This is a genomic window from Pseudomonas huaxiensis, assembly GCF_003231275.1.
Taxonomy (GTDB): domain Bacteria; phylum Pseudomonadota; class Gammaproteobacteria; order Pseudomonadales; family Pseudomonadaceae; genus Aquipseudomonas; species Aquipseudomonas huaxiensis.
The window spans coordinates 372,513-397,099 of sequence record NZ_QKVL01000001.1 but is presented as its reverse complement, the minus strand read 5'-3'; the positions used below and the strand labels follow the sequence as shown (position 1 = coordinate 397,099).

General features: G+C 59.7%; 26 protein-coding genes. 11 read left to right on the top strand and 15 right to left on the bottom strand.

All coding sequences use genetic code 11. The features are described 5' to 3' along the window. Positions 1-54: 54 nt before the first annotated feature. The 4 genes from DM374_RS01800 to DM374_RS01785 all read right to left on the bottom strand — a co-directional run bounded on the left by DM374_RS01800 (position 55) and on the right by DM374_RS01785 (position 3,834). Positions 55-2,808: a bifunctional DNA primase/polymerase gene (locus DM374_RS01800; protein WP_110968311.1), complete on the bottom strand. Its 2,754-nt coding sequence runs from the start codon at positions 2,806-2,808 to the stop codon at positions 55-57. Further along, entirely contained in the window at positions 2,805-3,008 is a 204-nt protein-coding gene (locus tag DM374_RS01795; protein ID WP_110968310.1) for a TraR/DksA C4-type zinc finger protein, read from the bottom strand. Before DM374_RS01795 ends, DM374_RS01800 begins: the two co-directional genes overlap by 4 nt. After that, positions 3,001-3,489 (bottom strand): phage regulatory CII family protein, encoded by a 489-nt coding sequence (locus DM374_RS01790; protein WP_110968309.1) that lies wholly within the window; start codon positions 3,487-3,489, stop codon positions 3,001-3,003. Before DM374_RS01790 ends, DM374_RS01795 begins: the two co-directional genes overlap by 8 nt. Before the next feature lie 135 nt (positions 3,490-3,624). Next, positions 3,625-3,834 (bottom strand): Cro/CI family transcriptional regulator, encoded by a 210-nt coding sequence (locus tag DM374_RS01785; protein WP_110968308.1) that lies wholly within the window; start codon positions 3,832-3,834, stop codon positions 3,625-3,627. A gap of 115 nt (positions 3,835-3,949) precedes the next feature. On the opposite strand from DM374_RS01785, the gene DM374_RS01780 reads away from it, so the two are divergent. The 8 genes from DM374_RS01780 to DM374_RS01740 all read left to right on the top strand — a co-directional run bounded on the left by DM374_RS01780 (position 3,950) and on the right by DM374_RS01740 (position 10,395). Continuing rightward, positions 3,950-4,672 carry a helix-turn-helix domain-containing protein gene (locus DM374_RS01780; RefSeq protein WP_110968307.1) on the top strand — a complete coding sequence of 241 codons (723 nt, stop codon included), beginning with the start codon at positions 3,950-3,952 and terminating at the stop codon, positions 4,670-4,672. Positions 4,673-4,964: 292 nt separating this feature from the next. Then, positions 4,965-5,465, top strand: a complete 501-nt coding sequence (locus DM374_RS01775) for a hypothetical protein (RefSeq protein WP_110968306.1) — start codon at positions 4,965-4,967, stop codon at positions 5,463-5,465. Then, a complete protein-coding gene (locus DM374_RS01770) occupies positions 5,462-5,701 on the top strand; it encodes a pyocin activator PrtN family protein (RefSeq protein WP_110968305.1) in 240 nt (79 codons plus the stop codon). The genes DM374_RS01775 and DM374_RS01770 overlap by 4 nt, the downstream gene beginning before the upstream one ends. An 89-nt stretch (positions 5,702-5,790) precedes the next feature. Continuing rightward, positions 5,791-6,288, top strand: a complete 498-nt coding sequence (locus DM374_RS01765; RefSeq protein WP_110968304.1) for a hypothetical protein — start codon at positions 5,791-5,793, stop codon at positions 6,286-6,288. After that, positions 6,285-8,090 (top strand): DNA cytosine methyltransferase, encoded by a 1,806-nt coding sequence (locus DM374_RS01760; protein WP_110968303.1) that lies wholly within the window; start codon positions 6,285-6,287, stop codon positions 8,088-8,090. The genes DM374_RS01765 and DM374_RS01760 overlap by 4 nt, the downstream gene beginning before the upstream one ends. Then, positions 8,087-8,797 (top strand): hypothetical protein, encoded by a 711-nt coding sequence (locus DM374_RS01755; RefSeq protein ID WP_110968302.1) that lies wholly within the window; start codon positions 8,087-8,089, stop codon positions 8,795-8,797. The genes DM374_RS01760 and DM374_RS01755 overlap by 4 nt, the downstream gene beginning before the upstream one ends. A gap of 177 nt (positions 8,798-8,974) precedes the next feature. Then, complete coding sequence (locus tag DM374_RS01745) at positions 8,975-9,172, top strand: excisionase (protein WP_110968300.1); 198 nt, start codon at positions 8,975-8,977, stop codon at positions 9,170-9,172. Further along, positions 9,139-10,395, top strand: a complete 1,257-nt coding sequence (locus DM374_RS01740) for a site-specific integrase (RefSeq protein WP_110968299.1) — start codon at positions 9,139-9,141, stop codon at positions 10,393-10,395. Before DM374_RS01745 ends, DM374_RS01740 begins: the two co-directional genes overlap by 34 nt. On the opposite strand, the gene DM374_RS01735 is transcribed toward DM374_RS01740, so the two are convergent. Beyond that, positions 10,382-11,641, bottom strand: a complete 1,260-nt coding sequence (locus tag DM374_RS01735; protein WP_157969645.1) for a PIN-like domain-containing protein — start codon at positions 11,639-11,641, stop codon at positions 10,382-10,384. The genes DM374_RS01740 and DM374_RS01735 overlap by 14 nt on opposite strands. 195 nt (positions 11,642-11,836) lie before the next feature. Between DM374_RS01735 and mutS the strand changes: the two genes are divergently transcribed. Further along, the gene (gene mutS / locus DM374_RS01730) at positions 11,837-14,410 is read left to right on the top strand and encodes a DNA mismatch repair protein MutS (protein WP_177431506.1); all 2,574 of its coding nucleotides are present in this window, start codon (positions 11,837-11,839) and stop codon (positions 14,408-14,410) included. A gap of 140 nt (positions 14,411-14,550) precedes the next feature. Further along, complete coding sequence (gene fdxA, locus DM374_RS01725; protein ID WP_095154054.1) at positions 14,551-14,874, top strand: ferredoxin FdxA; 324 nt, start codon at positions 14,551-14,553, stop codon at positions 14,872-14,874. A 488-nt stretch (positions 14,875-15,362) separates the two neighbouring features. Here fdxA and rpoS read toward each other — a convergent pair whose 3' ends face one another. From rpoS to DM374_RS01685, 8 genes are all read right to left on the bottom strand, one after another. Continuing rightward, positions 15,363-16,370: an RNA polymerase sigma factor RpoS gene (rpoS, locus tag DM374_RS01720; protein WP_095154055.1), complete on the bottom strand. Its 1,008-nt coding sequence runs from the start codon at positions 16,368-16,370 to the stop codon at positions 15,363-15,365. A 107-nt stretch (positions 16,371-16,477) separates the two neighbouring features. Then, the gene (locus DM374_RS01715; RefSeq protein WP_110968296.1) at positions 16,478-17,338 is read right to left on the bottom strand and encodes a peptidoglycan DD-metalloendopeptidase family protein; all 861 of its coding nucleotides are present in this window, start codon (positions 17,336-17,338) and stop codon (positions 16,478-16,480) included. Between the two features lie 186 nt (positions 17,339-17,524). Next, positions 17,525-18,163 carry a protein-L-isoaspartate(D-aspartate) O-methyltransferase gene (locus DM374_RS01710; protein WP_175651925.1) on the bottom strand — a complete coding sequence of 213 codons (639 nt, stop codon included), beginning with the start codon at positions 18,161-18,163 and terminating at the stop codon, positions 17,525-17,527. A 38-nt stretch (positions 18,164-18,201) separates the two neighbouring features. Beyond that, positions 18,202-18,951 (bottom strand): 5'/3'-nucleotidase SurE, encoded by a 750-nt coding sequence (gene surE, locus DM374_RS01705; protein WP_095154058.1) that lies wholly within the window; start codon positions 18,949-18,951, stop codon positions 18,202-18,204. Beyond that, a complete protein-coding gene (gene truD, locus DM374_RS01700; RefSeq protein WP_110968295.1) occupies positions 18,939-19,997 on the bottom strand; it encodes a tRNA pseudouridine(13) synthase TruD in 1,059 nt (352 codons plus the stop codon). The genes surE and truD overlap by 13 nt, the downstream gene beginning before the upstream one ends. After that, positions 19,994-20,467, bottom strand: a complete 474-nt coding sequence (gene ispF, locus DM374_RS01695) for a 2-C-methyl-D-erythritol 2,4-cyclodiphosphate synthase (protein WP_110968294.1) — start codon at positions 20,465-20,467, stop codon at positions 19,994-19,996. Before ispF ends, truD begins: the two co-directional genes overlap by 4 nt. Before the next feature lie 72 nt (positions 20,468-20,539). Continuing rightward, positions 20,540-21,394 carry an S-formylglutathione hydrolase gene (fghA, locus tag DM374_RS01690; RefSeq protein WP_110968293.1) on the bottom strand — a complete coding sequence of 285 codons (855 nt, stop codon included), beginning with the start codon at positions 21,392-21,394 and terminating at the stop codon, positions 20,540-20,542. A 7-nt stretch (positions 21,395-21,401) separates the two neighbouring features. Next, complete coding sequence (locus tag DM374_RS01685) at positions 21,402-22,514, bottom strand: S-(hydroxymethyl)glutathione dehydrogenase/class III alcohol dehydrogenase (protein WP_110968292.1); 1,113 nt, start codon at positions 22,512-22,514, stop codon at positions 21,402-21,404. A gap of 106 nt (positions 22,515-22,620) precedes the next feature. On the opposite strand from DM374_RS01685, the gene DM374_RS01680 reads away from it, so the two are divergent. Then, positions 22,621-23,517 carry a LysR substrate-binding domain-containing protein gene (locus DM374_RS01680; RefSeq protein ID WP_110968291.1) on the top strand — a complete coding sequence of 299 codons (897 nt, stop codon included), beginning with the start codon at positions 22,621-22,623 and terminating at the stop codon, positions 23,515-23,517. Positions 23,518-23,521: 4 nt separating this feature from the next. On the opposite strand, the gene ispD is transcribed toward DM374_RS01680, so the two are convergent. Then, positions 23,522-24,229: a 2-C-methyl-D-erythritol 4-phosphate cytidylyltransferase gene (gene ispD, locus DM374_RS01675; protein ID WP_110968290.1), complete on the bottom strand. Its 708-nt coding sequence runs from the start codon at positions 24,227-24,229 to the stop codon at positions 23,522-23,524. Beyond that, positions 24,226-24,504, bottom strand: coding sequence for a cell division protein FtsB (ftsB, locus tag DM374_RS01670; protein ID WP_110968289.1), 279 nt, complete (start codon positions 24,502-24,504; stop codon positions 24,226-24,228). The genes ispD and ftsB overlap by 4 nt, the downstream gene beginning before the upstream one ends. Positions 24,505-24,587 lie beyond the last annotated feature (83 nt).

Sequence of the window (24,587 nt, the reverse complement as noted above, 5' to 3'; positions counted from 1 at the left end):
TACCAAATCGAACCCAACACAAACCCAACACACCCAACACACTTTCAGTCGTATTCATGCCGCAAGCGTCCTTTTCACGTGCTCCCAACCGTCCACGTTCCATCCAGACAGCTTCGCCCGAGCACGCCATTCAGAGACGTTCCTGCCCAGCTCGGCCGGATTAATGGATGGGGGGAGGGAAGGATCGCCATCAGAAGGGAAGAAGAACGCCGCAAAACGTCTGGTGTTGCCGTCCGTCCATGGGATAGCCCGCGTCTTCTCCACCTTCGCACTCAGCATCAACGAGAACTTGGTATGGCTCATCGCGTGCTCTTTGTTGAGCGAGCACCATTCCAAGAACATCCCGTACACGTCGGACGTCAATGCAGAGCCCCACAGGTCCTTTCCCAGTTCCCCTAGACGCCAAAGACTGTAGAACGTCTGCCACGCAGTGCGGCTCAACTCCACCAGCCGCTGGCGTGCCCCGGTTTTCGGGGGCCGGGTTCGCTGATCAAAATCGCCAAGGTCTACGCTCAACAACCAACCGTACAGGGCGGCAACACCGCCATTGGCCAGCTCTCTCGCGATTGCCTTCTGCCGTGCAGGCGGCAACGTCTCCAGCGGCCACATTACGAGCATTCGCCGATCATCTTCGCTGATAGGCCAGGGCATGATTTCGTTGCTCAGGAACGCGGAGTTCATATGGTTGGACTCCTCCCAGCCATTGATGAATTTCGACTCCATGCGAACCGTCTTCCCGGTCACCATGTGCTTGATCTTGCCCACCTGGTTGTACCGCTGATCGCGGCTCACAACCTCTTCGAAAACGGCCCAAAGCTTACCGCTCTGCCAGGCGTTGAAATTGCCTTCCAATTGCTGCTGCCCGACAGTTGCCGCATAGCGGCCATACAGCTCACCCATGACGTCCGAGAAAAGAAGGCTCTTGCCGGAGCCTTCCATCGTGGAGTGAAACAGGATCGCCGTGTCCATCTTGGCGCCCATATGCTGAAGCGGGTAAGCCAGCCACCGGATCAGCCACCCCAGAGCCTCATCGTCATGGTTGCAAAGGAACGAGATCAGCCAGCGCAGATGCTCGCACGCCGCATCGTCACGAACAGGCTCCAGCGGCAAACCTTCGAACGTGTTGATGTAGATCGCAGGGTCTTTCGTCATGGTCGGGTCGAACACAATGTGATCTACATCGACGACCCGACGACTCGAACTATTCAGCCAGAGCTGATAGGCATCCCCCAACGCCATCTTGATGCTGCCTTCTGGCAGCCGGCGCTTTTTCTCGCGGTCCCAAGCCTCTTTCGTCCCGTCGATGTACACATAGCGTTCAAGGGGGGCGAGTTTCAGCGCACCCCCTTTCTTGTTGGACATCCGCAGCGCCTGCTCAATCTCCTTGACCTGCTGTGCAGACACTAATTTCTTGTCGGTCCTTTCCATCCACTCTTTCGCAGCGGCCTTGCCGATCAGGGCTTCAAACCCTGACCGCTTCATCGACTGCCCCTTGTCCATGTCCCACACGTTGGTGGAGCCCTCGACAAGAGCAAATCGGCGAAGAGTGCTCTTGAGCGCCGACCCGCCCTCCCCCGCCCCCCCTTCGGCCGAGGCGGAGACCTCTCCGCCGGCCGGGCTAGGGGGATCCGGGTCAGCATCTGGGGCACCGCGTTCGTCGACCTGATCGGCCTGCTCGACAGTCGATGGGGTGCGGGGAAGCTCGCCCAAGGGGGGAGGTTCAGGCGGCCGCGACTTGGCATCCAGACCCAGCAGTCGCGCAGCCGCCCGCGTCGCCTCGCGACTGTCCCCGTTGTGCTCCAGAATGCAGAACACGTCGAAGGCATCATTCTTGTGGCCGTTGTTCAGCGGGTCAGAGCTGTGGTGCGAGTACAGCTTGTCATCGCTGATCGTTACTCCTGGCAGCCCACTACTGCTCTGGGGACATAGCCATTTGTTCCCCAGGCGCTTGTACCCGTGGGCCTCGATCAACGTCGCCAGGTCATGGCAGCGGTTGAACTCAGGAATCACTGGAGGCAGGTCTGGGCCTGATCGTTCAACGGTGGGTCGGGGCTTCGGCGCGGCTGCAGGTGCTGGAGCGCTCCTGGGCAACCACGGACAAGCCTGCTCACCGGCAGGCTTGAATTGGTCCCATCCCTGCCAGATATCGAGTAGAGCTTGGGGCAGATCAGGCAGACCATCCGACGACGGTGGTTTTCGCCAGGTGTAGGGTTTTCCGGTGCCTGGATGAATGGACGGCGGCATGACGTCCTGCACCAGGCCACCGCGCAGCTCGAACACCGTGATTTTCTTGAAGGGCTCTGCCGCGAGGCGCAAAGCCGCCTCCCTCTCCGTCTGCCCCGCGTCCGCGGCGGCTCTAACCTGAAGCATCAGCGCCTTCAGGATCGATCCGTCAGGGTCTGCCTGACTGGGCCAAACCAGAGAATGGCGGGTCAGCTCGACGCCATCCGGGACCCGAAACAGCACCCGGAAGCGCATGGGATTGCCGACCACTGTCGGGTAGGCATCAGCCAAGGCATCCAGGTCCAGATCCAGCACCTGCTGAAACACCTGGCGGGTCAGCTCGACATCATCGACGTCGAGCGAGCAGACCCGGCTCGGCCCAAGTACAACGCCAAGGTTGTGCTTGGGGTTCTGCGACCAGAACTGTTCAGCCGCGTCCGGGTCGGTGAAATATCCGCCGGGCTTGTTCCAGCCCTCACCTTTCGGGCCCTTCTGACCAGGCTCTATGGGCACCAGCGCCAACCCAAACGAATCGATGTAGCGCCGGGCCCATTCTGCAGTCGAAGTCTTCTTGCGGCCGGTCATCGCCGACGCTCCCGCCGATCCTGGCAGTCGATGCAGGTTTCGCATCCAATCGCCGCCAGTTGACGAGCGACCGGGATAGGTGCGTCGCAGTCCTCGCAGAGTTGCGAACTGTGGCTGTGAACCTTGAGCGCCTGGCGCTTCAGAGCCAGCCCCAACAAGAAGTCATCCAGCTCATTGGCAATATCAACATTGTCAGCCATGGGCACCGTCCTCCATCGCCTTGCGTGCCCCGGCCATGATCGCTAGCACCTGCCGCATGACGTCCATGCCGCGCTTCTCCAGCAACTGGACTTCGTGCAGTTCCCAGATGTTGTCAGCGGCGCCGTCGTGCATCGTGCCGACGAATTCACCAGCCTCGTCCAGGAGCTTGCCGACGGCCCGAAGGGCTTCGTTGGTCGCCGGGACTGGCTCAGGTCGATACCACACCGCTCCTGCAGGACGCACCAAGGCGTCCAACAACCGCGGATCGGACGTCAAACGGATAACGTCTTCCAGCTCATCGGGATTGAGCCAGCGGCGTTCCTCATCGAGGTTGAGTTTCTTCTGAAGGGTGTCCTGATCCAGGACCATTTCGAATGCTAGGCGAGTGAACCCGCCCGTGAAGTCACGCCCGGCGCGATAGAGCGCCTGACGCAAGGTCAGCACCGGGCCTGCGCCCGGCAGAAGATCTGTGCGACTCATAACCGTAAAATCCTTATTTACGGTGTAGCCAGAGGAACGGGCACGCCCTATCCTACGACCACGACCGATGTGCATGTGCTTGTGCTCTGTCGTCGCTGGCCTGGGGAGGTGAGAGTCCCCAGGTCGGCACCTGTTTCAGGCGGCTAGCTGCTTTCGCCTGCTACCCACCCGACGTAATTCATAGCCTTCCGCCTTCCCGTTGCCATCAATAACCACACGGACATCACGTCCGCTCAGCAGCATCTGTGAGATTGCTCCCTGGGTGACGCCCAGCGCTTCAGCAACCTCAACCTGACTTCTGCCCTTCACGTATTCACGTAACGGGGTCCCAAATTGAATAGACATTGTCGACTCCCATGGATGGACCGCGACCACATATTAGTTCGACTCATTAAATTCGCGCAAGAAAAAATCACCATTGCTGTTTGAGGCATATGAGTAACCCTTATAGCATCGTCGCATGAAGACCAAAGCCCCCTACATCGCAGAAGAAGCAGCCCGCCTCCAGGCTGCCTACAAAGCTCGCAAGGCAGAGGACCGCTCCCTCAACCAGGAGAAGGTCGCTGAAGCTTGCGGCTGGGCCGGCCAAAGTGCAGTCAGCCAGTACATGACTGGCAAAATCGCCCTCAATCTCCCCGCGCTTCTTAGCCTCAGTCGCGTTCTACGTGTTGCTCCCGAGAGCATCAGCCCTCGGTTAGCAGAGACTCTGGACACGACTGCTAACAGTTCGGTGTTAAGTACTGCCCTAGGAAAGGGTTTACATCTGAACACTACGGAGATAGGACCGGCGGGGAGGCTGCTGCCTGTGATCGGATATGTACAAGTGGGCGCCTTTTGCGACGCAAAGGACGGGTTCTCAGAGGAGGAAGTACAGGAGTGGGTTGAGGCCGGAGGGGCTTCAGGCCCCGGCTCGTTCATCGTTCGGGTGGAAGGTAAGAGCATGGAGCCTGACTTCGCACCAGGTGACAAAGTGGTAATTGATCCGTCAATGCCATGGAAGTCGGGAGATTTCGTGCTGGCCAGCGCACCAAATGAGCCAGCGGCGACCCTACGCCAAATCAACATTGAAGGTGGAACGGTCTACCTTTTCGCGACCAATCCCGCATTGCCAGATCGAGTGATCAAAATCGATGAGACCTGGCGCATCTACGGAAGAGCCAGGCGAAAAATCGTGGATCTATGAAGGAAGCCCGCCGAGAGCGGGCTTTTTTGTGGCTGATCGTCAGAAAAACAGCAAATAACAGCAAAGCTATTGACAGAATAAACCACTAATACTAATTTTCCGTTCGTATCTCCTCTCACCGAGTACGAATAATGAACAGAGCACAGCACATTCCACCCTGCAAGATCCTCTTGCACCCCACGGCGAGCAGCAGCCGGTCAGCGGTAATTGCCTTGCAACACCGCACCGGTTTGATGGTCGTCATCACCCCGAACGGTTTCGCCACGGCTATTCCTGCAAAGCGGGTGGTCGCATGAGCAACCACATCGTTCCGCTCGCTAACGTCATGCGGCTGCAGCAAGTGCTGGAGAACGGTGGCACCGCCACCTGCCAGGTCCGCCGGCCCGAGTCACTTTCCATCGCAACCATCCAGGCGAAGCTCGAAACCGACGCCGTGCACCTGGAAGTCGCTGTGGGCGACACCACCGGCAAGCTGACGCTCCAACGCGGCGACACGGCCAAATACCAGCACCTTCGCGACTTCATCCAGGAGCTTGCCAACGGCCGCACTGAGTACGTCAAGAAGGCGCTTGCCCTGATGGATGCACACGATCATGTGAGCGCCATCTTGCCCAGCGGCCATCTCGTCTACATCAGCCCCACGCCTTGGCCGAACACGCCATTTGCCGCAGTGATCACCAATAACACCGGGGAGATCTGCGCAGTCGCATGCGGTGCAGACAAGGACAACCTCGCAGCCCAGGTCCGCGCCAAGCTCTGGCCTTCGGCGGAGGGGCACGGGGAGTGCGCATGACCAGCACCCTCGACCAGCTCCGCCAGCAATGGACCACCCCCTGCCCTTCCATGGCCGCGGTGCGGGAGCACTACTTCCCGCACATCCGCACGGATCGCCGCTTCCGGGAGTTGGTCAGGGACGGGGCGATCAAGCTGAAGCTGACCAAGTTGCACAACTCAGCGCGAGCGCAGCACGTCGTCTACCTGACAGACCTCGCCAACTACCTCGACACGCTGGAAGCGCAGACGGCTTAGCAACAGGCGGCCCCGGCCTTCAGGGGCACCACATCCGCTACCGACTCTCACTCAACCTCGGTGGCCGCTTTGTATCTGGAGCACAGCACATGCAAGCACAGCACTACACCCTGCTCGCCGCAGTCGCGTGGATCTTCACCATGGCATTCCTTCCCTTCCTGTTCGCGAAGGCCCGCCAGCGTGCCTACGAAAAAGGCTACGCAGAAGGTCTCGATAAGCTGGACGCGATGAACTGGCAGCGCCTGCAGGCGCTCGACAGCACCTTGGCCGAACGAGCAGTGGACCGGGAGAAAGAGCAGCGGCAGCACCTGCAGACGAAAGCCGCCCTGCTGGGAACTATCACCGAGCTGGAAAACCGGATCGCTGCCTACACCGGCCTGGCTGTCACCGCAGACGACCATCGACTGGTCACTCAGGCTGCCGATACTCTGCAGCTCGCCCAGCGAACTTGGAACGCAGTGAAAGGAACCGGCAACTGGGGAGCCCGCGCCGAAGCCGAGGCCACCGGCCTGCTGCGTCTGGCAGAACTCATTCACGCCCAAGTGCGTCGCTCACCGGCCGCTGCAAAAGCAGGGAGCGCAGCATGACCCTTCGCAAGCATGTTCTCAGACACTTCCACATGTGCTGTGGCCTGGGCGGCGGCGCCAAGGGTTTCAACCGCGCCAAGCCAGTGGTGGGCAATCTGCAGGGCGAGTGGCAATGCCTCGGCGGCGTCGACGTCGACCCGGCCGGGCTGGCTGACTTCGAGCGCCTCAGCGGCGTGAAAGGCACGCTGCTGGACCTGTTCACACGCGACCAGTACATCCGCTTCCACGGGAAGGAGCCGCCACCAGGTTGGCGCGAGGCCACCCCTGAGGACATCCGCCGGGCAGCCGGCGGTCAGCGGCCAGACGCGGTGTTCATCAGCTCTCCGTGCAAGGGCGCGAGCGGGCTGCTGTCCGAGAAGATGAGCCAGACGCCCAAGTACCAGGCGCTGAACGAGCTGACACTGCGCTGCATCTGGCTGTTCGGCGAAGCGTGGGCCGACGATCCAGTTCCCCTGCTCGTCTTCGAGAACGTGCCTCGGCTTGCATCGCGCGGCCGGCACCTGCTGGACCAGATCAACAGCCTGCTATCCAGCTTCGGTTACGCAGTGGCCGAGACGACCCACGACTGTGGCCGCATCGGGCACCTGGCCCAGAGTCGAAAGCGCTTCTTGCTGGTCGCCCGCCACGTCGAGAAGGTGCCGCCGTTTCTCTACGAGCCAGAGCAGAAGACCCTGCGCGCCGTCGGCGACATCCTCGGCCGGATGCCCTTGGCCGGCGACGTCGCTGCTGCAGGACCGATGCACCGCGTACCAGCACTGCAGTGGAAGACGTGGGTACGACTCGCCCTGGTCGAGGCAGGGAAGGACTGGCGCAGCCTCAACGACCTGCAGATCCAGGACGGGCACCTTCGCGACTTCGTGATCGTCCCCGAGGCATTCGCCGGGTATCTGGGCGTGAACGAGTGGGCGGAATCGATCGGTACGGTGGCGGGCAGCTCACGACCAACGAACGGAAAGTTCTCCGTTGCTGACCCGCGCGCCAAGGCCGGCGCCCTGCAGTACCAGCAGTACGGTGTGCGCCGCTGGGAAGACACCAGCGGCGCCGTCATCGGCGTGAAAAGCCCCGGACAAGGCACCTTCAGTGTCGCGGACCCACGGCGTTCGGGCGGTGGCTTCGGCAAGTACCTGGTCACACCGTACGACAGCGCCGCTGGTACCGTCATCGCCGGCAGCACCACGGGCCAGGGCGCCTTCGCTGTGCAGGATCCTCGGTATCACAACTGGCACCCCAACGCATCGAGCAGGAAGCTGAACGTCGTCGGCATGGGCCAGACCGCCGGCACAGTCACCGGCTCCCAGCAGGTTGCCAGCGGAGCCCTGTCCATCGCCGATCCCCGGCCCGGCCTGAACCGGGGCAAGGGTGATGCCTACCTGACTGGCGGGCATTACGGCGTCGTGCCCTGGGCCACTCCGGCCGGAGCCGTATCCGCCAGCGCTATGCACGACAACGGCCGGTGGAGCGTTGCCGACCCGCGCCTGCCCGAGGCAAACGACCGTCTCACCTGCGTTATCGAATCGCTCGACGGCACCTGGCACCGCCCCTTCACCACGCTGGAGCTGGCCGCGCTGCAGAGCCTGGTCGAGCCAGAGGAACAGTTGGAACTGGACGGCCTGAGCGACCAAGCCTGGCGCGAGCGCATTGGTAACGCGGTGCCCCCGGCCGCGGCCGAGGCAATCGCCCATGTCATGGGCACCACTCTATTGCTGGCCGCCCAGGGCGAAACTTTCATGCTCAGCTCAATGCCGATTTGGGTCCGCCCAGTCGCGGTTGGCCTGAGCGTAGCTCAGCGGGAGGCAGCATGACCAATACGCACCGCATGACTTTCACCGAGGAATCGTTGGCGTTCGCGCTCAACCAAGCCCACGGTCTCCAAGACATTAGCACCGACCTGATCGCTGCCAATGTATTCCGGCAACGGTCAGGGACGACTACCACGTCCCCCAGCCTCGGCCCGGCTATTGGTGTCACAGACACAGATGTTGATCGTCTGCTCGATACCATCGCCTGCCTTCTGCCCTATGCCGAGGACGAGGCAGCGCTGACCTGTGACAACCAGCAAAACTCTGAAATGGCTTGGGACGCAGTGGATAAAGCGCGTGATCTGCTGGAAGAGATTGAGCGCAGAAGAGGCGAAGCACGCCCCTCTACCAGCCCCACCACAGCAGCGAAGGAGGAACACGGCCTCGACCAAGCGGAGGGCTGCAAGCCCGACTTCGACTTCATCTTGTCCGCTCTTCGAAGCGGTCGCCATCCAGCATCCGCAGACGTCCAGGCCGCAGACAACGCATTGAAGCTCGCCCAGGTCGGCTTGCTCGTAGCCGTGAAGACGGCATATCCAGTCGGCAGCCGAGTATCCGTTCAGGCTGGACAGAACACCCTGCTGATCGAGGTAACGGGGCACGATAGTGCATGGTGGTCCAGACCAGGCTACATCCACGGGAAAAACCGCAAGACTGGCAAATCCCGGACATTTCACCACAGCACTGTCACCGAGGTGCTCAATGGCTGAACGCCCACGCCTCGCCACTCACGCCCTCGACCTCAACGCCATCTGCGATATCTGCGGCAAAGCGAGATCCGCATATCGCCACGCCAAATGCAGCCGGATCCGGCAGCAGCGCAAGAGTATCGAGTGGGAGTCCGTCATGGCTAACCAGGCCGCCAAACGAGCACAGGGGAAACGCGCATGAGCCTCCCACGCTGGGTACTCATTAACCGCGCAGCCGAGCTGACCGGCTACAGCGAGGACGCCATCCGACACAAGGTCAAGAACGGCACCTGGGCGCAGGGCCGCATCTGGCGGAAGGCACCCGATGGACGCATCACAATCAACATGACGGAGTATGACAAGTGGGCCGAGAGCGCACCCCAGGCAGCGGCTTAGAAGCCGAGCTGGCGAAGCACTCAGGCATTGAGATTCACGGCAGCAACTTGCGGATCGTCTTTATGTGGCGCCGCATTCGCTGCCGAGAATCACTGGGCCTGCCAGTGACCAAAGCCAACATCAGACATGCCGCCCAACTCCGGGCGGCAATTCTTCATGAGATCAAGATCGGCACGTTTGATTACGGCCGGCACTTTCCCAACTCGAAACACGGCGCGAACTACAGCAACGTAAAGGACGAGCGCCTGGAGGCCTTGGCAGAACGTTACAAGCCTCTCAAGGCCATCGACATCACTCCCATGACAGAGGAGAAATACGGCTATGCCATCGACATCTGCGTCGAGCTGGTGGGCAAGGATCGACTGGCCGGCGTCCTCTTGCCGGAAGACATTCACAAGCTTCGCGCCCAACTGATCGAGACTCGCGCTCCGTCTACGGCTAACCACTACCTCGCGACGTTCACCGGATTCTTGACCTGGTGCGAGAGCAACGGCTATTGCAGGGCCGGGCTGGCCTCGTCATGCATCAGGTTCGCCATGAGTGACAAGGAGCCGGATCCTCTGACCCGTGAGGAGTTCGAACAGTTGGTTAATCAAGGATGCCTGCACGATCAGGATAAAGCGGCAATCACGCTTGCGGTTTACACCGGCCTACGTCCTGGTGAGCTGTGCGCTTTGGCGGTTGAGGACATAGACATCATGGCAGGCAAGATCGAGGTAACTAGGGCCATCACCGCGAAGGGGAGCTTCAAAGTTACGAAGACCAGCAAGCCCCGGACGGTCTTCTTGATGCCGCCGGCACTGTGGGCTTGCAAGGTGCTGATAGGGTTGGTTGGTGGTCACGCAAAACAGAAGATACGCGTGTATATGAATCGGCATGAATGGCGGGAGGACGCTGTCACCCCACTCCTTTCCCCAAGCACTCAAGCAAGGAAACGGGGGATAAATGCTTGGTTTGTCTCTACCGCATGGAACACTAAATGGTCATCAATACAGCGACGCGCAGGAATAAGACCACGACGTCCATATCAGACCCGACACACATATGCATGCTGGTGTCTGACGGCTCGTGGCAACCTTGCATTTATTGCAAAGCAAATGGGGCACAAAGACTACACCATGCTTGTTCAGGTCTATGCAAAGTGGATGGATGATGAGTCCCCATCCGAACTTTCAAGAATCTGGCAGAGCATGAATGAACCACCAGGACTTAATCCTCGGTAAAATCATCCCCGCGACTCTGAGCCCAATAAATAGAGGCTGCCAAATTAGCACGCTTAACTCTGAAGTCATCTATTAAGTTCTGCAAATCAACATCAGTTACGAACTCAAATCGCTCGCTTGAACCAAAAATTAGACGCGAATCTATCTCTGCATCTAGCGCCTTGATAATCGCGACGACACTTCTATGCTCGCCATAAAGTTTTCTGACGTGTGATGATTCAGAGTTCTCGACTGAATCGGGTGCCTTTACCATCTCAGAATCAAAGAATCCGATATTTAGAAGCCGTTCAGAAATTTTCTTTTTCTGGCTAATTTTCAATGATAATGATTCACCCCAAGCGAGGGCTGCGTCCGAAGGGCTGAGCGGTTCTGAGGTCACCAAACGCATCTCTCGCGCTTCGTCCATGGCTTGATCTGAAACTTTTTGATGTAAAAACACTCCTGCCTGCTCTAGAAAGCGATCTGGCAGGTACATGTAGAAACACTGTGACGTTTCCACAATGAACTCTTCAATCAACTGTGGAAGCGGACCAATAGTTTTCCCACTCTGCCGGAGCCACCAATCATCCTTATTATCACCGGTGACAAATATTATATCCGTTGCATCACCTTTAGCTTTATCGAGCAACTGAAGCCACCCTACGTAATCACCATAGGGAGCCAAACGTCCTTCAAGCGAATCCCCCCCAGAATTCTGAGCGTCCATGAAACCCGGTGGAATTTTACTAGCATATCTAAGCCTACCCGCTGTAACAATCTCCTCCAAATAGGAGTCTGAATAACCCTCACCAACTCGGCCACCCAACACCCTCCCAACAAAATCCTTGACATCATCATCAACAATTTTTGTTTCCTGACGCTCTTTATTTAATCTAAGCTCCTCAGTAACCATATCAAAAGTACGTTTCCAATCCTCCAAAACCCCAGAGCTTAAGAATGGATGCTGCTTGGGATGCTCGAACTCTCTCCGAAGCTTGGACAGAGCCTCAATAGCAGAATCGTAGGATCTGGTTTGATCAGTAATTACCTTAAGCCTACCTCTTAGATACTCCTTGGCAAATTGATGAGGCATCCACAACCGATCTTCCAGCTTCTCGAACATCTGAATAAATTCATTCCTTGTACTTTCAGAATATCGATACAAACTGAGCAATACATTCGCATCAATCACTATCAGACTGCTCTCCCACAGTCGTTTTAGATCCAGCGGATCGTTAGCAAAATGTCCTGGGAAGGATTTTTTCATCACTCAGCGTCCATTGCATCAAAAGGCCAGTATTGCATGCTGCGGCGCTCGACCTGAAGTGGCTAGCGAGCGTTCGTGGTACCCTGATCGACATACGGCCAAGAGGGCTAGACAATCGGTTTTGGACCGATCAATTACCCCATTTTTGCCCCAACGCCTTCAAGAAAACCCGATAACCCATTGATGAATAAAGCAATTTCCGATCTCTCCGCGCATACCCCGATGATGCAGCAATACTGGAAGCTGAAAAATCAGCATCCCGAACAGCTGATGTTCTACCGCATGGGCGACTTCTACGAGATCTTCTACGAAGACGCGAAGAAAGCCGCAAAACTCCTGGATATCACCCTGACCGCCCGCGGTCAGTCGGCCGGGCAGTCGATTCCCATGTGTGGTATCCCCTTCCACTCGCTCGAAGGCTATCTGGCCAAGCTGGTGAAGCTGGGCGAGTCGGTGGTGATCTGCGAGCAGATCGGCGACCCGGCCACCAGCAAGGGCCCGGTGGAACGCCAGGTGGTGCGGATCATCACGCCCGGAACGATCAGTGATGAAGCCCTGCTGGACGAGCGCCGCGACAACCTGATCGCAGCTGTTCTCGGCGATGAGCGACTGTTTGGCCTGGCGGTGCTGGATATCACCAGCGGTAACTTCACGGTGCAAGAGCTCAAAGGCTGGGAAAACCTGCTGGCCGAGCTGGAGCGGATCAACCCGGTGGAACTGCTGATCCCGGACGATTGGCCGCAAGGTCTGCCGGCCGAGAAACGCCGAGGCTCACGCCGCCGTGCACCGTGGGATTTCGACCGCGATTCGGCCCGCAAAAGCCTTTGCCAGCAGTTCTCGACACAGGACCTCAAAGGCTTCGGTTGCGACAAGCTGACCCTGGCGATCGGCGCCGCCGGCTGTCTGCTGGGCTACGCCAAGGAAACCCAGCGCACCGCCCTGCCCCACCTGCGCAGCCTCAAGCACGAGCGCCTGGATGACACCGTGATCCTCGATGGCGCCAGCAGGCGCAACCTGGAGCTGGACGTCAACCTCGCCGGGGGACGCGACAACACCCTGCAATCGGTGATCGATCGCTGCCAGACCGCCATGGGTAGCCGCCTGCTGACCCGTTGGCTGAACCGGCCGCTGCGCGACCTTAAAGTCCTGCAAGCACGTCAAGGCTCGATTCGCTGCCTGCTCGACAGCTATCGCTTCGAACGGCTGCAACCTCAGTTGAAAGACATCGGCGATATCGAGCGGATTCTCGCTCGTATCGGCCTGCGCAACGCTCGACCGCGCGACCTGGCGCGCCTGCGTGATGCACTCGGCGCCTTGCCTGAGCTGCAGAACGCCATGGCCGAGCTGGAAGCGCCCCATCTGGCGCGCTTGGCAGCCATTGCCGGGACTTATCCGGAACTGGCCGACCTGCTGGAAAAAGCCATCATCGACAACCCGCCGGCCGTCATCCGCGACGGTGGCGTGCTGAAGACCGGCTACGACAGCGAACTGGACGAACTGCTGTCGATCAGCGAGAACGCCGGCCAGTTCCTGATCGACCTGGAAGCCCGGGAAAAAGCCCGCACCGGCCTTGCCAACCTCAAGGTCGGCTATAACCGCGTTCACGGCTACTTCATCGAACTGCCCAGCAAACAGGCCGAGCAAGCGCCGGCGGACTATATCCGTCGCCAGACCCTCAAGGGCGCCGAGCGCTTTATCACACCTGAGCTGAAGGTTTTCGAAGACAAGGCGCTGTCGGCGAAGAGCCGCGCCCTGGCCCGCGAGAAAATGCTCTATGACGCGCTGCTGGAAACGCTGATCAGCCATCTCGCGCCGCTGCAGGACACCGCCGCGGCGTTGGCCGAGCTGGACGTGCTGAGCAACATGGCCGAGCGCGCCCTGACCCTGGACCTGAATTGCCCGACCTTCGTGGACGAGCCGTGCATGAAGATCGACCAGGGACGCCACCCGGTGGTCGAACAGGTGCTGACCAGCCCCTTCGTGGCCAACGATCTGTCTCTGGATGACAGCACCCGCATGCTGATCATCACCGGCCCGAACATGGGCGGTAAGTCGACCTACATGCGTCAGACCGCGTTGATCGTGCTGCTGGCCCATATTGGCAGCTACGTTCCCGCAGCCGGCTGCCAACTGTCGCTGGTGGACCGCATCTTCACCCGGATCGGCTCCAGCGATGACCTGGCCGGCGGTCGTTCCACCTTCATGGTGGAAATGAGCGAAACCGCCAACATCCTGCACAACGCCACCGAACGCAGCTTGGTGCTGATGGACGAAGTAGGTCGTGGCACCAGCACCTTTGACGGCCTGTCACTGGCATGGGCCGCTGCCGAGCGACTGGCTCAACTGCGCGCTTACACACTGTTCGCCACGCACTATTTCGAGCTGACCGTCTTGCCGGAAAGCGAGCCGTTGGTGGCCAACGTGCACTTGAACGCCACCGAACACAACGAACGTATTGTCTTCCTGCATCACGTGTTGCCGGGCCCTGCCAGCCAGAGCTACGGCCTGGCGGTAGCCCAACTGGCGGGCGTACCGTCCGTGGTGATTCAACGGGCCCGCGAGCACCTCGGTCGCCTGGAGACTTCCAGCCTGCCTCATGACGTACCGAAGGCGGTCTCCAGCCCAAGCACGCCACAAGTCCCGCACCAGAGCGACATGTTCGCCAGCCTGCCGCACCCGGCGATTGAAAGGATCGGCAAACTCGACATGGACAACATGACGCCGCGCCAAGCTATCGAAATGCTCTATGAACTGAAGACTCTGTTATAACGCGCGGCCTTACAAGCTGTTAGAATCCCGCGCGGTTTGGCGGAGCGGCGAGTTATTAGCCTGGCTCGCCGCCAACCTACCAAACCGAGCGGCCCTGACTGGAAGGGCACCGCTGCCGTCGCCTGAGGAGAGAATTAGAAATGACCTTCGTCGTCACCGACAACTGCATCAAGTGCAAGTACACCGACTGCGTAGAAGTCTGTCCGGTGGACTGCTTCTACGAAGGCCCGAACTTCCTGGTCATTCACCCGGATGAGTGCATCGATTGTGCACTGTGCGAGCCTGAGTGCCCCGCCCAAGCCATCTTCTCGGAAGATGAAGTTCCTGATGACATGCAGGAGTTCATTGAGCTGAACGCCGAGCTGGCGGAAATCTGGCCGAACATCACCGAAAAGAAAGACGCTCTGGCGGAAGCCGAAGAGTTCGACGGCGTCAAAGGCAAGATCAAGGATCTGGAGCGCTGAGTCCCCGACTTGCACCCCGATCAACAAAAAAGGCCCTAACGGGCCTTTTTTCATTTTTCGCAGGCAAAAAAAGGGGCGGTTTGACCCGCCCACATTTTTTCCGTAGTCCCTGTATTCCCTATCATCATCCTGATGAATCGCGTCTTGCGATGTCCTTGGTCTTCATCCGTTGAAAACCTGTGTCAGTCCGTAGACACAGGTCAAATATTAACGTTTGCCGCCGCCGCCGCAACTGGCAATGGCTCTCAAAAAAAGACACGTGGGTTGTCGAACCATTCTTATAAATTCTTATTTTTCAACGATTTATAAAAAATTCACGCTGCATTGAAGGTAAAATTTACCCCTATTTACTGCAAACGCTTACATGCTATGTAAGTGATGACTTACACAAAAACACTCAGCTCTGACGGAACTCCTTCAGTCAGCCGCATAAACAAGAACGCCCCGATCAAGTCGGGGCGTTCTGTGGGCAAGGCGGATCGTTTTAATTATTGAAACAGCGACTCGCTGGACAGGCCATTCTTCTCCAGGATCTCACGCAAGCGCTTGAGCCCTTCAACCTGAATCTGACGAACCCGCTCCCGGGTCAGGCCAATCTCCAGCCCTACATCTTCCAGGGTGCTGCTCTCATGACCGCGCAGACCGAAGCGGCGAATCACCACCTCACGTTGCTTGTCAGTCAGTTCGCTTAGCCACTGATCAATGCTCTGGGACAGATCATCGTCCTGCAACAGCTCACAAGGGTCCGTTGGGCGGTCATCTGTCAGGGTGTCGAGCAGTGTCTTGTCCGAGTCTGGGCCCAGCGATACATCCACCGAGGAAACCCGCTCGTTGAGCCCAAGCATCCGCTTGACCTCGGCAACCGGCTTCTCAAGCAGATTGGCGATCTCTTCCGGGGAAGGCTCGTGGTCGAGCTTTTGGGTAAGCTCGCGCGCGGCGCGCAGATAGACGTTCAGTTCCTTGACCACATGAATGGGCAGGCGAATGGTCCGCGTCTGGTTCATGATAGCGCGTTCGATGGTCTGCCGGATCCACCACGTGGCATAGGTGGAGAAACGGAAGCCGCGCTCAGGGTCGAACTTCTCGACCGCACGGATCAGCCCCAGGTTGCCCTCTTCGATCAGGTCGAGCAGGGAAAGCCCCCTGTTGACGTAGCGCCGGGCGATCTTTACCACCAGCCGCAGGTTGCTCTCGATCATCCGCTTGCGTCCCGCTGGGTCGCCGCTTTGCGACAGGCGCGCAAAATGGACTTCCTCTTCGGGTGTAAGCAGAGGAGAGAAACCGATTTCATTCAGATACAACTGGGTCGCATCAAGTGCTCGGGTGTAATCGATGTACTTGTGCTGTTTGAGCGAAGAGCCTTGTTTGGCCCTTGTCCGAACCGAAGATACAGCAGGTTCGTCTGACACCACGTCCGTTTCCAAAACGATGCCGGTCTCCATGAGAAGAACCTCATCGTCGATGTCAAACTCCGGCACTTCTTTACTGAGAGCCATTGTTATAGTCCTTTGCTGAGTTCGAACTCAGACTCGAGCGCACCTTATCCATGGCATCGCTAGAGCCTGTCCCCATTACGCTAAGGAACAGGCCGGGTACCAACCAATCAGCGGTTTGGCAGGAACTGCAAGGGGTCTACCGGTTTGCCCAAACGGCGAATCTCAAAGTGAAGCTTCACCCGATCTGTGCCTGTGGACCCCATTTCGGCAATTGTCTGCCCGACCTTGACCTGCTGTCCCTCCCGAACCAAAAGCCTGCGGTTATGACCGTAGGCACTAACGTAGGTTTCATTGTGCTTGATGATTACGAGTTCACCGTAGCCCCGCAAGCCACTACCGGCGTACACCACCGAACCATCAGACGCTGCAAAAACAGGCTGTCCCAAATCCCCGGCGATATCAATGCCTTTATTCAAACTACCGTTTGAAGCAAATTTTCCAATCAACACGCCGTTTGCCGGCCACGCCCAACCGCCACTGGAACGCTCTGCGGCGGGCACCTGCGTAGGCGCTGTGGAAGGTGTGATGATTGGGGCCGTCGCGGCCGTACCTGTCGATTTCACCGGCGGCGGGGTGCCGGCGGGACGCCGTGTCACCGTGGTTTTGCTCGACGGCGACGTGGACGAAACCACCCGGGAAGATGTGGAACCGGGCTCGTCGAAACGGATCGTTTGGCCAGGACGGATGGTGTAGGGCTGCGCGATGCTGTTGCGAGCGGCCAGGGCCTTGTAGTCCCAGCCGTAGCGGAAGGCAATGGAGAACAACGTGTCCCCCGGACGTACGACATATTGCCCGGAAGTGACCACAGGACGTTTGGCGGCTGCGCTGTTGCGATCGACCACGCGTGCGCTGCTGGAAGAAGAAGAGGTGCTGGAGCAACCTGTCACCAGCGTGCCAAAGGCAAGTGCAACCACCAGAAGCCTGATGCTTGAAAGACCCATACGCTGCCCAATGACTGTTTGACTCACCCGCCGCTCCCTTAAATGGTGTCGAGTTTGAAAATGCAATAACGTTGCAATTATAACCAGGCATGAGCGTCTTGCGCGCTCTGAACAGGTGCAAAACGTGAACCGTTGCAGACTCAGGTTTACAGTGTCCGCCTCATAGACCCGGCGCCGAACCGAGAATTCGCCGATTCTGAAAATAAAGACCGGTCAGGACAGGGTTCCATTGAGCAGCGGAACGAAGCGCACGGCGCCCAGCACACGTCGGGAAAATCCATGTTCCTCGCGTACGATCAGCAATAGCTGCTGGGCCTCGCCGACGGCGCCTACGGGGATCACCATGCGTCCGCCTGGTGCCAATTGATCGAGCAGCGCTTGAGGCACTTCCGGTGCTACCGCAGTGACGATGATCCCGTTGTACGGAGCCAACGCCGGCCAGCCTTCGCTGCCATCGCCCCAACGAAACACCACATTACGCAGGTTCAGTTCGGTCAGACGCTCTTTGGCGCGATCCTGCAGCACCTTGATGCGCTCCACCGAGAACACCCGCTCCACCAACTGCGCCAGCACGGCAGTCTGGTAGCCGGAGCCGGTACCGATTTCCAGCACCTTGTCCAAAGGGCCCGCCTCAAGCAGCACCTCGCTCATGTGAGCGACCATGAAAGGCTGCGAAATGGTCTGGTTATGTCCGATCGGCAAGGCGGTGTCTTCGTAGGCGCGATGGGCCAGCGCTTCATCGACGAACAAATGCCGCGGCGTGAGACGCAGTACATCCAGTACCCGGGGATTGGACACACCTTCCTCGCACAGGCGCTGGATCAGCCGCTCGCGAGTGCGCTGGGAAGTCATGCCGATACCACGACGCATCATGTCGCCCTGATCACGCATCAAAGCACGCCCTCCAACCATCCATCCATGCGTTCGAAGGCATCATGGAACGTGCGGTCCAGTTGCAGTGGCGTGATCGACACATAGCCCTGCATGACCGCATGGAAGTCCGTGCCCGGACCACCGTCCTCGGCATCACCGGCCACCGCAATCCAGTAACCTTCCTTGCCACGTGGATTGACCTCCTTGATCGGAGCCGCAGCCCGCGCGCGGTGCCCCAGTCGGGTCAGTTGGATGCCGCGAATGCGATCAAGCGGCAGGTTCGGGATATTGACGTTGAGCACAGTCCGCGGCGGCAGCTCCAGGCGCTGTTGCGCCTCGACCAGCTTGCGCGCGATGTAGGCAGCGGTCGGGAGGTTGTCGGGCAGGCGCGACAGCAGCGAGAACGCGAACGAGGTGCCACCCAGGAACCGGCCTTCCAGCGCTGCAGCGACAGTGCCCGAATACAGCACATCATCACCCAGGTTGGCGCCGAGGTTGATTCCCGACACGACCATGTCCGGCACGCGATCGAGCAGGCCATTCAGGCCCAGGTGAACGCAATCGGTCGGTGTGCCGTTGATACTGATAAAGCCGTTGGGCAGGGTTTGCGGGTGCAGCGGACGGTCGAGGGTCAGCGAGCTGCTGGCGCCACTCTTGTCTTGATCCGGGGCGACCACCACACACTCGGCGTAATCCGCCAGCGCATCGTGGAGCGCAGCGAGTCCGGGTGCGATGACCCCGTCGTCATTGGAAATCAGAATACGCATGGGCTGTCCGTCTGCCCTACCGGGACCAGATCAACGAGTTCGCGCACCACGACGGTGGCGAAACATCCGGCCGGCAGGATGAATTCCAGTTGCAGGGTATCAGGCTCTGGATAATGCCACGTCAGACGCCCAATGGGCAGTCGCAGAATGCGTCGTTCCTGCTTCAGCGCGGCATTGCCAAGCCATTCGCAAAGGGCTGCTTCCCGGCTGGCGATACGCTGCTCGATGGCGCCGCCCAAGCCCTGCGTCGCGGGTAACCCTTCACCCCACAACGGCCCGGTGGGATGCAGGTCGAGAATTGCCAATCGTGGATCGCTGCATTCCGGCTCGCCTGCCGGAAAGAAGCTACGGCTATCAGTGAATGCCAGGAGATCGCCAACCTGGGCACGCTGCCAGCTACCGTCGCTTACACGCTCGGCCAGCACCCGGTTGAACAGATAGCTGCGAGCACTGGAAAGTACCCGGGAACGCAGGTTGCGCTGCTCCGGCAGTGCCTTGCGTTCGGCCCAGTGGCGTGCCTCTTCGACGTTGCCACCCAGATGCCCGAAACGCTGGGTGCCAAAGTAGTTGGGAACACCCTCGGCTTTCAGTTGTTCGAGACGAGCATCCAGCGCCGCGTGATCCGCCTGAAGCCGGGTCAGTCGCAGGGTGAAGCCGTTGGCCGAATGCGCACCACGCTGCAACTTGCGCGAATGGCGAGTGCGCTTGAGGATACGCAAGGTTTCGTTTTCGGCGGCGCTCAGGTCCGGATCGGCCTTGCCTGGCAGATGCAGGCTGAACCACTGACGGGTCAGGGCCTGACGGTCCTTCAGCCCGGCATAGCTGATGGTCTTCAGCGGAACGCCAGCGGCACGGGCCAGACGGCGGGCGGCCTCTTCGGTGTTGAGGTCGCGTTTCTCGACCCACAGCCAAAGGTGCTCGCCCTCCCCGGACAATGGGATGTCGAGCACTTCATCGACCTGGAAGTCTTCCGCAACTGCCTTGAGCACTGCGCTACCCAATGCCGGCCCGCTGGCGCGCGGACCGAGAAGATCGAGTTCGGTCATACGGGCAGCAACAACGCGACGGCATGCACGGCAATGCCTTCTTCACGCCCGGTAAAGCCGAGTTTTTCGGTGGTGGTGGCCTTGACGTTGACCTGGTCGAGTTCGACTTGCAGGTCTTCAGCGATCAGCTCACGCATGTGTTCGATGTGCGGCGCCATCTTCGGTGCCTGGGCAACGATGGTTGCGTCGACGTTGCCAACCTTCCAGCCCTTGGCCTGGACGATGCCAACCACATGACGCAGCAGAACGCGACTGTCGGCGCCCTTGAACTGCGGGTCGGTATCAGGGAAGTGGCGGCCGATATCACCCAGCGCAGCGGCGCCAAGCAACGCATCGCTCAGGGCATGCAACAGCACGTCGCCATCGGAATGGGCGAGCAGCCCGAACTTGTGCGGGATCCGCACGCCTCCCAAGGTGATGAAGTCGCCGTCCGCGAAGCGGTGCACATCGTAGCCGTGGCCAATACGCATAAAAAAACGCCCTGATTGAGTCAGGGCGTGATTCTACCTACTTTGCCGGGCCTTGGGCTTGAATTGTAGGACTCAGTCCTGGCCAATACCCAAGGCTGTGGCGTGATGCCGCAGGTGGTCATCGATGAAGCTGGCAATGAAGTAATAGCTGTGGTCGTAGCCGGGCTGCAAGCGCAGTTGCAGCGGGTAGCCCGCAGCGTGAGCAGCCTGCTGCAAAACCTGTGGCTTGAGCTGGTTTTCCAGGAAGTCGTCGCGATCACCCTGGTCTACGAGCAGTGGCAAACGCTCACTGGCCTGGGCAATCAGGACGCTGGCATCCCACTCGCGCCAGCGCGAACGGTCTTCGCCCAGATAGCGGCTGAACGCTTTCTGCCCCCACGGGCAATCCATCGGATTGCTGATGGGCGCGAAGGCCGACACCGATACATAGCGCCCCGGATTGCGCAACGCGCACACCAGCGCACCGTGCCCACCCATGGAGTGTCCGCTAATGGCGCGCTGGGTCGAGGCCGGGAAATGCCCCTCGATCAGTGCCGGCAGTTCGTCCACCACATAGTCGTACATGCGGTAGTTGGCCGCCCACGGCTGTTGCGTGGCGTTCACGTAGAAACCCGCGCCCAGGCCGAAGTCCCAGGCACCGTCGGGATCGCCCGGCACCTGTGCGCCGCGCGGACTGGTGTCCGGCGCGACGATGATCATCCCCAGCTCGGCGGCGAGCTTGTGCGCGCCAGCTTTCTGCATGAAGTTCTCGTCGGTGCAGGTCAGGCCGCTCAGCCAGTACAGCACCGGCAACTTGCCGCCCTGCTCGGCTTGCGGCGGCAGGTACACGGCGAAAACCATGTCACAACCGAGCACCTCGGAGCGGTGGCGGTAACGCTTGTGCCAGCCACCGAAACTCTTCTGACAGGAAATGTTTTCCAGGCTCATGAGCACCTCAGAAATGGATGACGCTGCGGATGCTCTTGCCTTCGTGCATCAGGTCGAAGGCCTTGTTGATATCCTCCAGCCCCATGGTGTGGGTGATGAAGGTATCCAGCGGGATCTCGCCTTTTTCCGCCATCTCGACGTAGCTCGGCAGTTCGCTGCGGCCACGCACACCGCCAAAAGCCGAACCACGCCAGACGCGGCCGGTGACCAACTGGAACGGACGGGTAGCGATTTCCTGCCCGGCACCGGCGACGCCGATGATGACCGACTCACCCCAGCCCTTGTGGCAGCATTCCAGTGCCGCACGCATCAGTTGCACGTTGCCTACGCACTCGAAGGAGAAGTCCACACCGCCGTCGGTGAGGTCGACGATCACTTCCTGGATCGGGCGGTCATAGTCCTTCGGATTGACACAGTCGGTCGCACCCAACTGGCGGGCGATTTCGAATTTGCTTGGGTTGATGTCGACCGCGATGATTCGCGACGCCTTGGCTTTCACCGCACCGATGATTGCCGACAGACCGATGCCGCCGAGACCGAAGACTGCCACGGTGTCACCCGGCTTGACCTTGGCGGTGTTGAGCACAGCGCCGATACCGGTGGTCACGCCGCAGCCGAGCAGGCAGACCTTTTCCAGCGGCGCCTCTTTTTGAATCTTGGCCACGGAAATTTCCGGCAGCACGGTGTACTCGGAGAAGGTCGAGGTGCCCATGTAGTGGAACAGTTGCTGACCTTTGTAGGAGAAACGGGTAGTCCCGTCTGGCATCAGGCCCTTGCCCTGGGTCGCGCGGATGGCCTGGCACAGGTTGGTCTTGCCCGAACGACAGAATTTGCACTGGCCGCATTCCGGGGTGTACAGCGGGATCACGTGATCACCCACCGCTACCGAGGTCACGCCTTCGCCAATGGCCTCGACGATCGCGCCGCCTTCATGACCAAGGATCGACGGGAAGATACCTTCCGGGTCAGCGCCGGACAGGGTGTAGGCGTCGGTATGACAGACGCCGCTGGCGACCACGCGCAACAGCACTTCGCCGGCCTTCGGCATGGCGACGTCGACTTCGACGATTTCCAGCGGTTTCTTGGCCTCGAAGGCAACGGCGGCACGGGACTTGATCATCAATCTTCTCCAACTGAGGGACAGTTCAAGCACGCAGTGTAATTCAAGCGCTTTTGATGAATAATCCGGCCAAAGACAAAACATTATTGCTACACAGGGATAATCAATGAGCAACCGCTGGGAAGGCATCGACGAGTTCGTTGCGGTGGCCGAGTCCGGGCAGTTCACCGCCGCCGCCGAGCGCCTTGGCGTTTCTTCTTCGCATATCAGCCGCCAGGTGGCACGCCTTGAAGAACGCTTGCAAACGCGTTTGCTATACCGCAGCACGCGGCGCGTCACTCTGAGTGAAGCCGGACAAACCTTCCTGCAACATTGCCAACGGCTGCAGGACGGTCGCGAAGAAGCCTTGCGCGCCATGGGCGACCTCAACAGCGAACCCAAGGGACTGTTGCGCATGACCTGCGCGGTGGCGTATGGCGAACGCTTTATCGTGCCGCTGGTAACGCGCTTCATGACCCAGTACCCGCAACTGCGGGTGGATATCGAGCTGACCAACAACACCCTCGACCTGCTCCACGAAGGCATGGACCTGGCGATTCGGCTTGGACGTTTGCAGGAATCAAGGCTGGTGGCCGCCCGAATCGCGCCGCGGCGCATGTTCGTGTGCGCCTCGCCGGATTACCTCAGTCGCTATGGCCGACCGCACAGCCTGTCGGAACTGGCGCGGCACAATTGCCTGATCGGCAGTTCGGATATCTGGGCGGTGCAGCAGGAGGGTCGGGAAATCGCGCAACGGGTCCAGGGCAACTGGCGCTGCAACAGCGGCCAGGCGGTACTGGATGCCGCGCTGCAGGGCATGGGGCTGTGTCAGCTACCGGACTATTACGTGCTGGAACACTTGGGCAGCGGCGCCCTGGTTTCACTGCTGGAGGCCCATCAGCCACCAAATACGGCGGTGTGGGCGCTCTACCCGCAGCAACGGCACCTGTCACCGAAAGTGCGCAAGCTGGTGGATCACTTGCGTGAAGGACTGGCACTCAGGCCGGAATATCAGCGAACCTGACCCGTCAGCCGCGCATCGCCCAACGCTGGCGCAACCACTCCAGATCTTCAGGACGGGTGACCTTGATGTTGTCATTACGCCCTTCGATCAAGCGCGGCGCCTGCCCGGACCATTCGATGGCCGACGCTTCGTCGGTGATCGCAACATCCGCCACCAGGCTGTCGGCCAGCGCCCGATGCAGGGCGCCGAGGCGGAACATCTGTGGTGTGTAGGCCTGCCAGATGGTGCTGCGGTCGACCGTCGCACTGACGCGGCCATCGGCGTCGGCGCGCTTGAGGGTGTCACGAGCCGGCACCGCGAGCAGGCCGCCCACCGGGTCATCCGCCAGTTCCAGCAGCAGCCGGTCCAGGTCGGAGCGAGCCAGGTTCGGGCGCGCGGCATCATGCACCAGCACCCAATCGCTGTCGGACGCGCCCTGGGCATGCAGTAACAACAAGGCATTGAGCACCGAGTCGGCGCGCTCGCGCCCACCTGCGGCCCGCTGGATACGCGGGTCGCTGGCGCACGGAAGGTCGGGCCAGAAAGGATCGTCAGCGGCAAGGCTGACCACCACCCCTTTCACACAGGGATGGTCGAGGAAACAGTTGAGGCTGTGTTCGAGAATCGTAAGTCCGCCCAATTGCAGGTACTGCTTCGGCCGGTCGGCGGCCATTCGCGCACCCACGCCGGCGGCGGGGATCACTGCCCAGAAGGCAGGCAAGGAAGAGTTCATTGGGCTAACTGGTAGAGGGTTTCGCCCTCCTTGACCATGCCCAGCTCGTGGCGAGCCCGTTCTTCGACGGTTTCCATACCTTTTTTCAACTCCAGAACTTCCGCGTCGAGCACGCGATTGCGCTCCAGCAGACGTTCGTTTTCGGCGTGCTGGTCGGCGATCTGCTGTTGCAGCTCAGTCACCTGGGCCAGGCTGCCATTGCCCACCCACAAGCGATACTGCAAGCCACCGAGCAGCGCGAGAAGGACGAGGAACAACCAATAAGGACTACGCATCAGGACATCCAGTGGCTAAAGACCGCAACTGCGAAGGGCTGATGGCACGAAGCCTGACCGAAGCCAGGCTTTGTGATTCAACG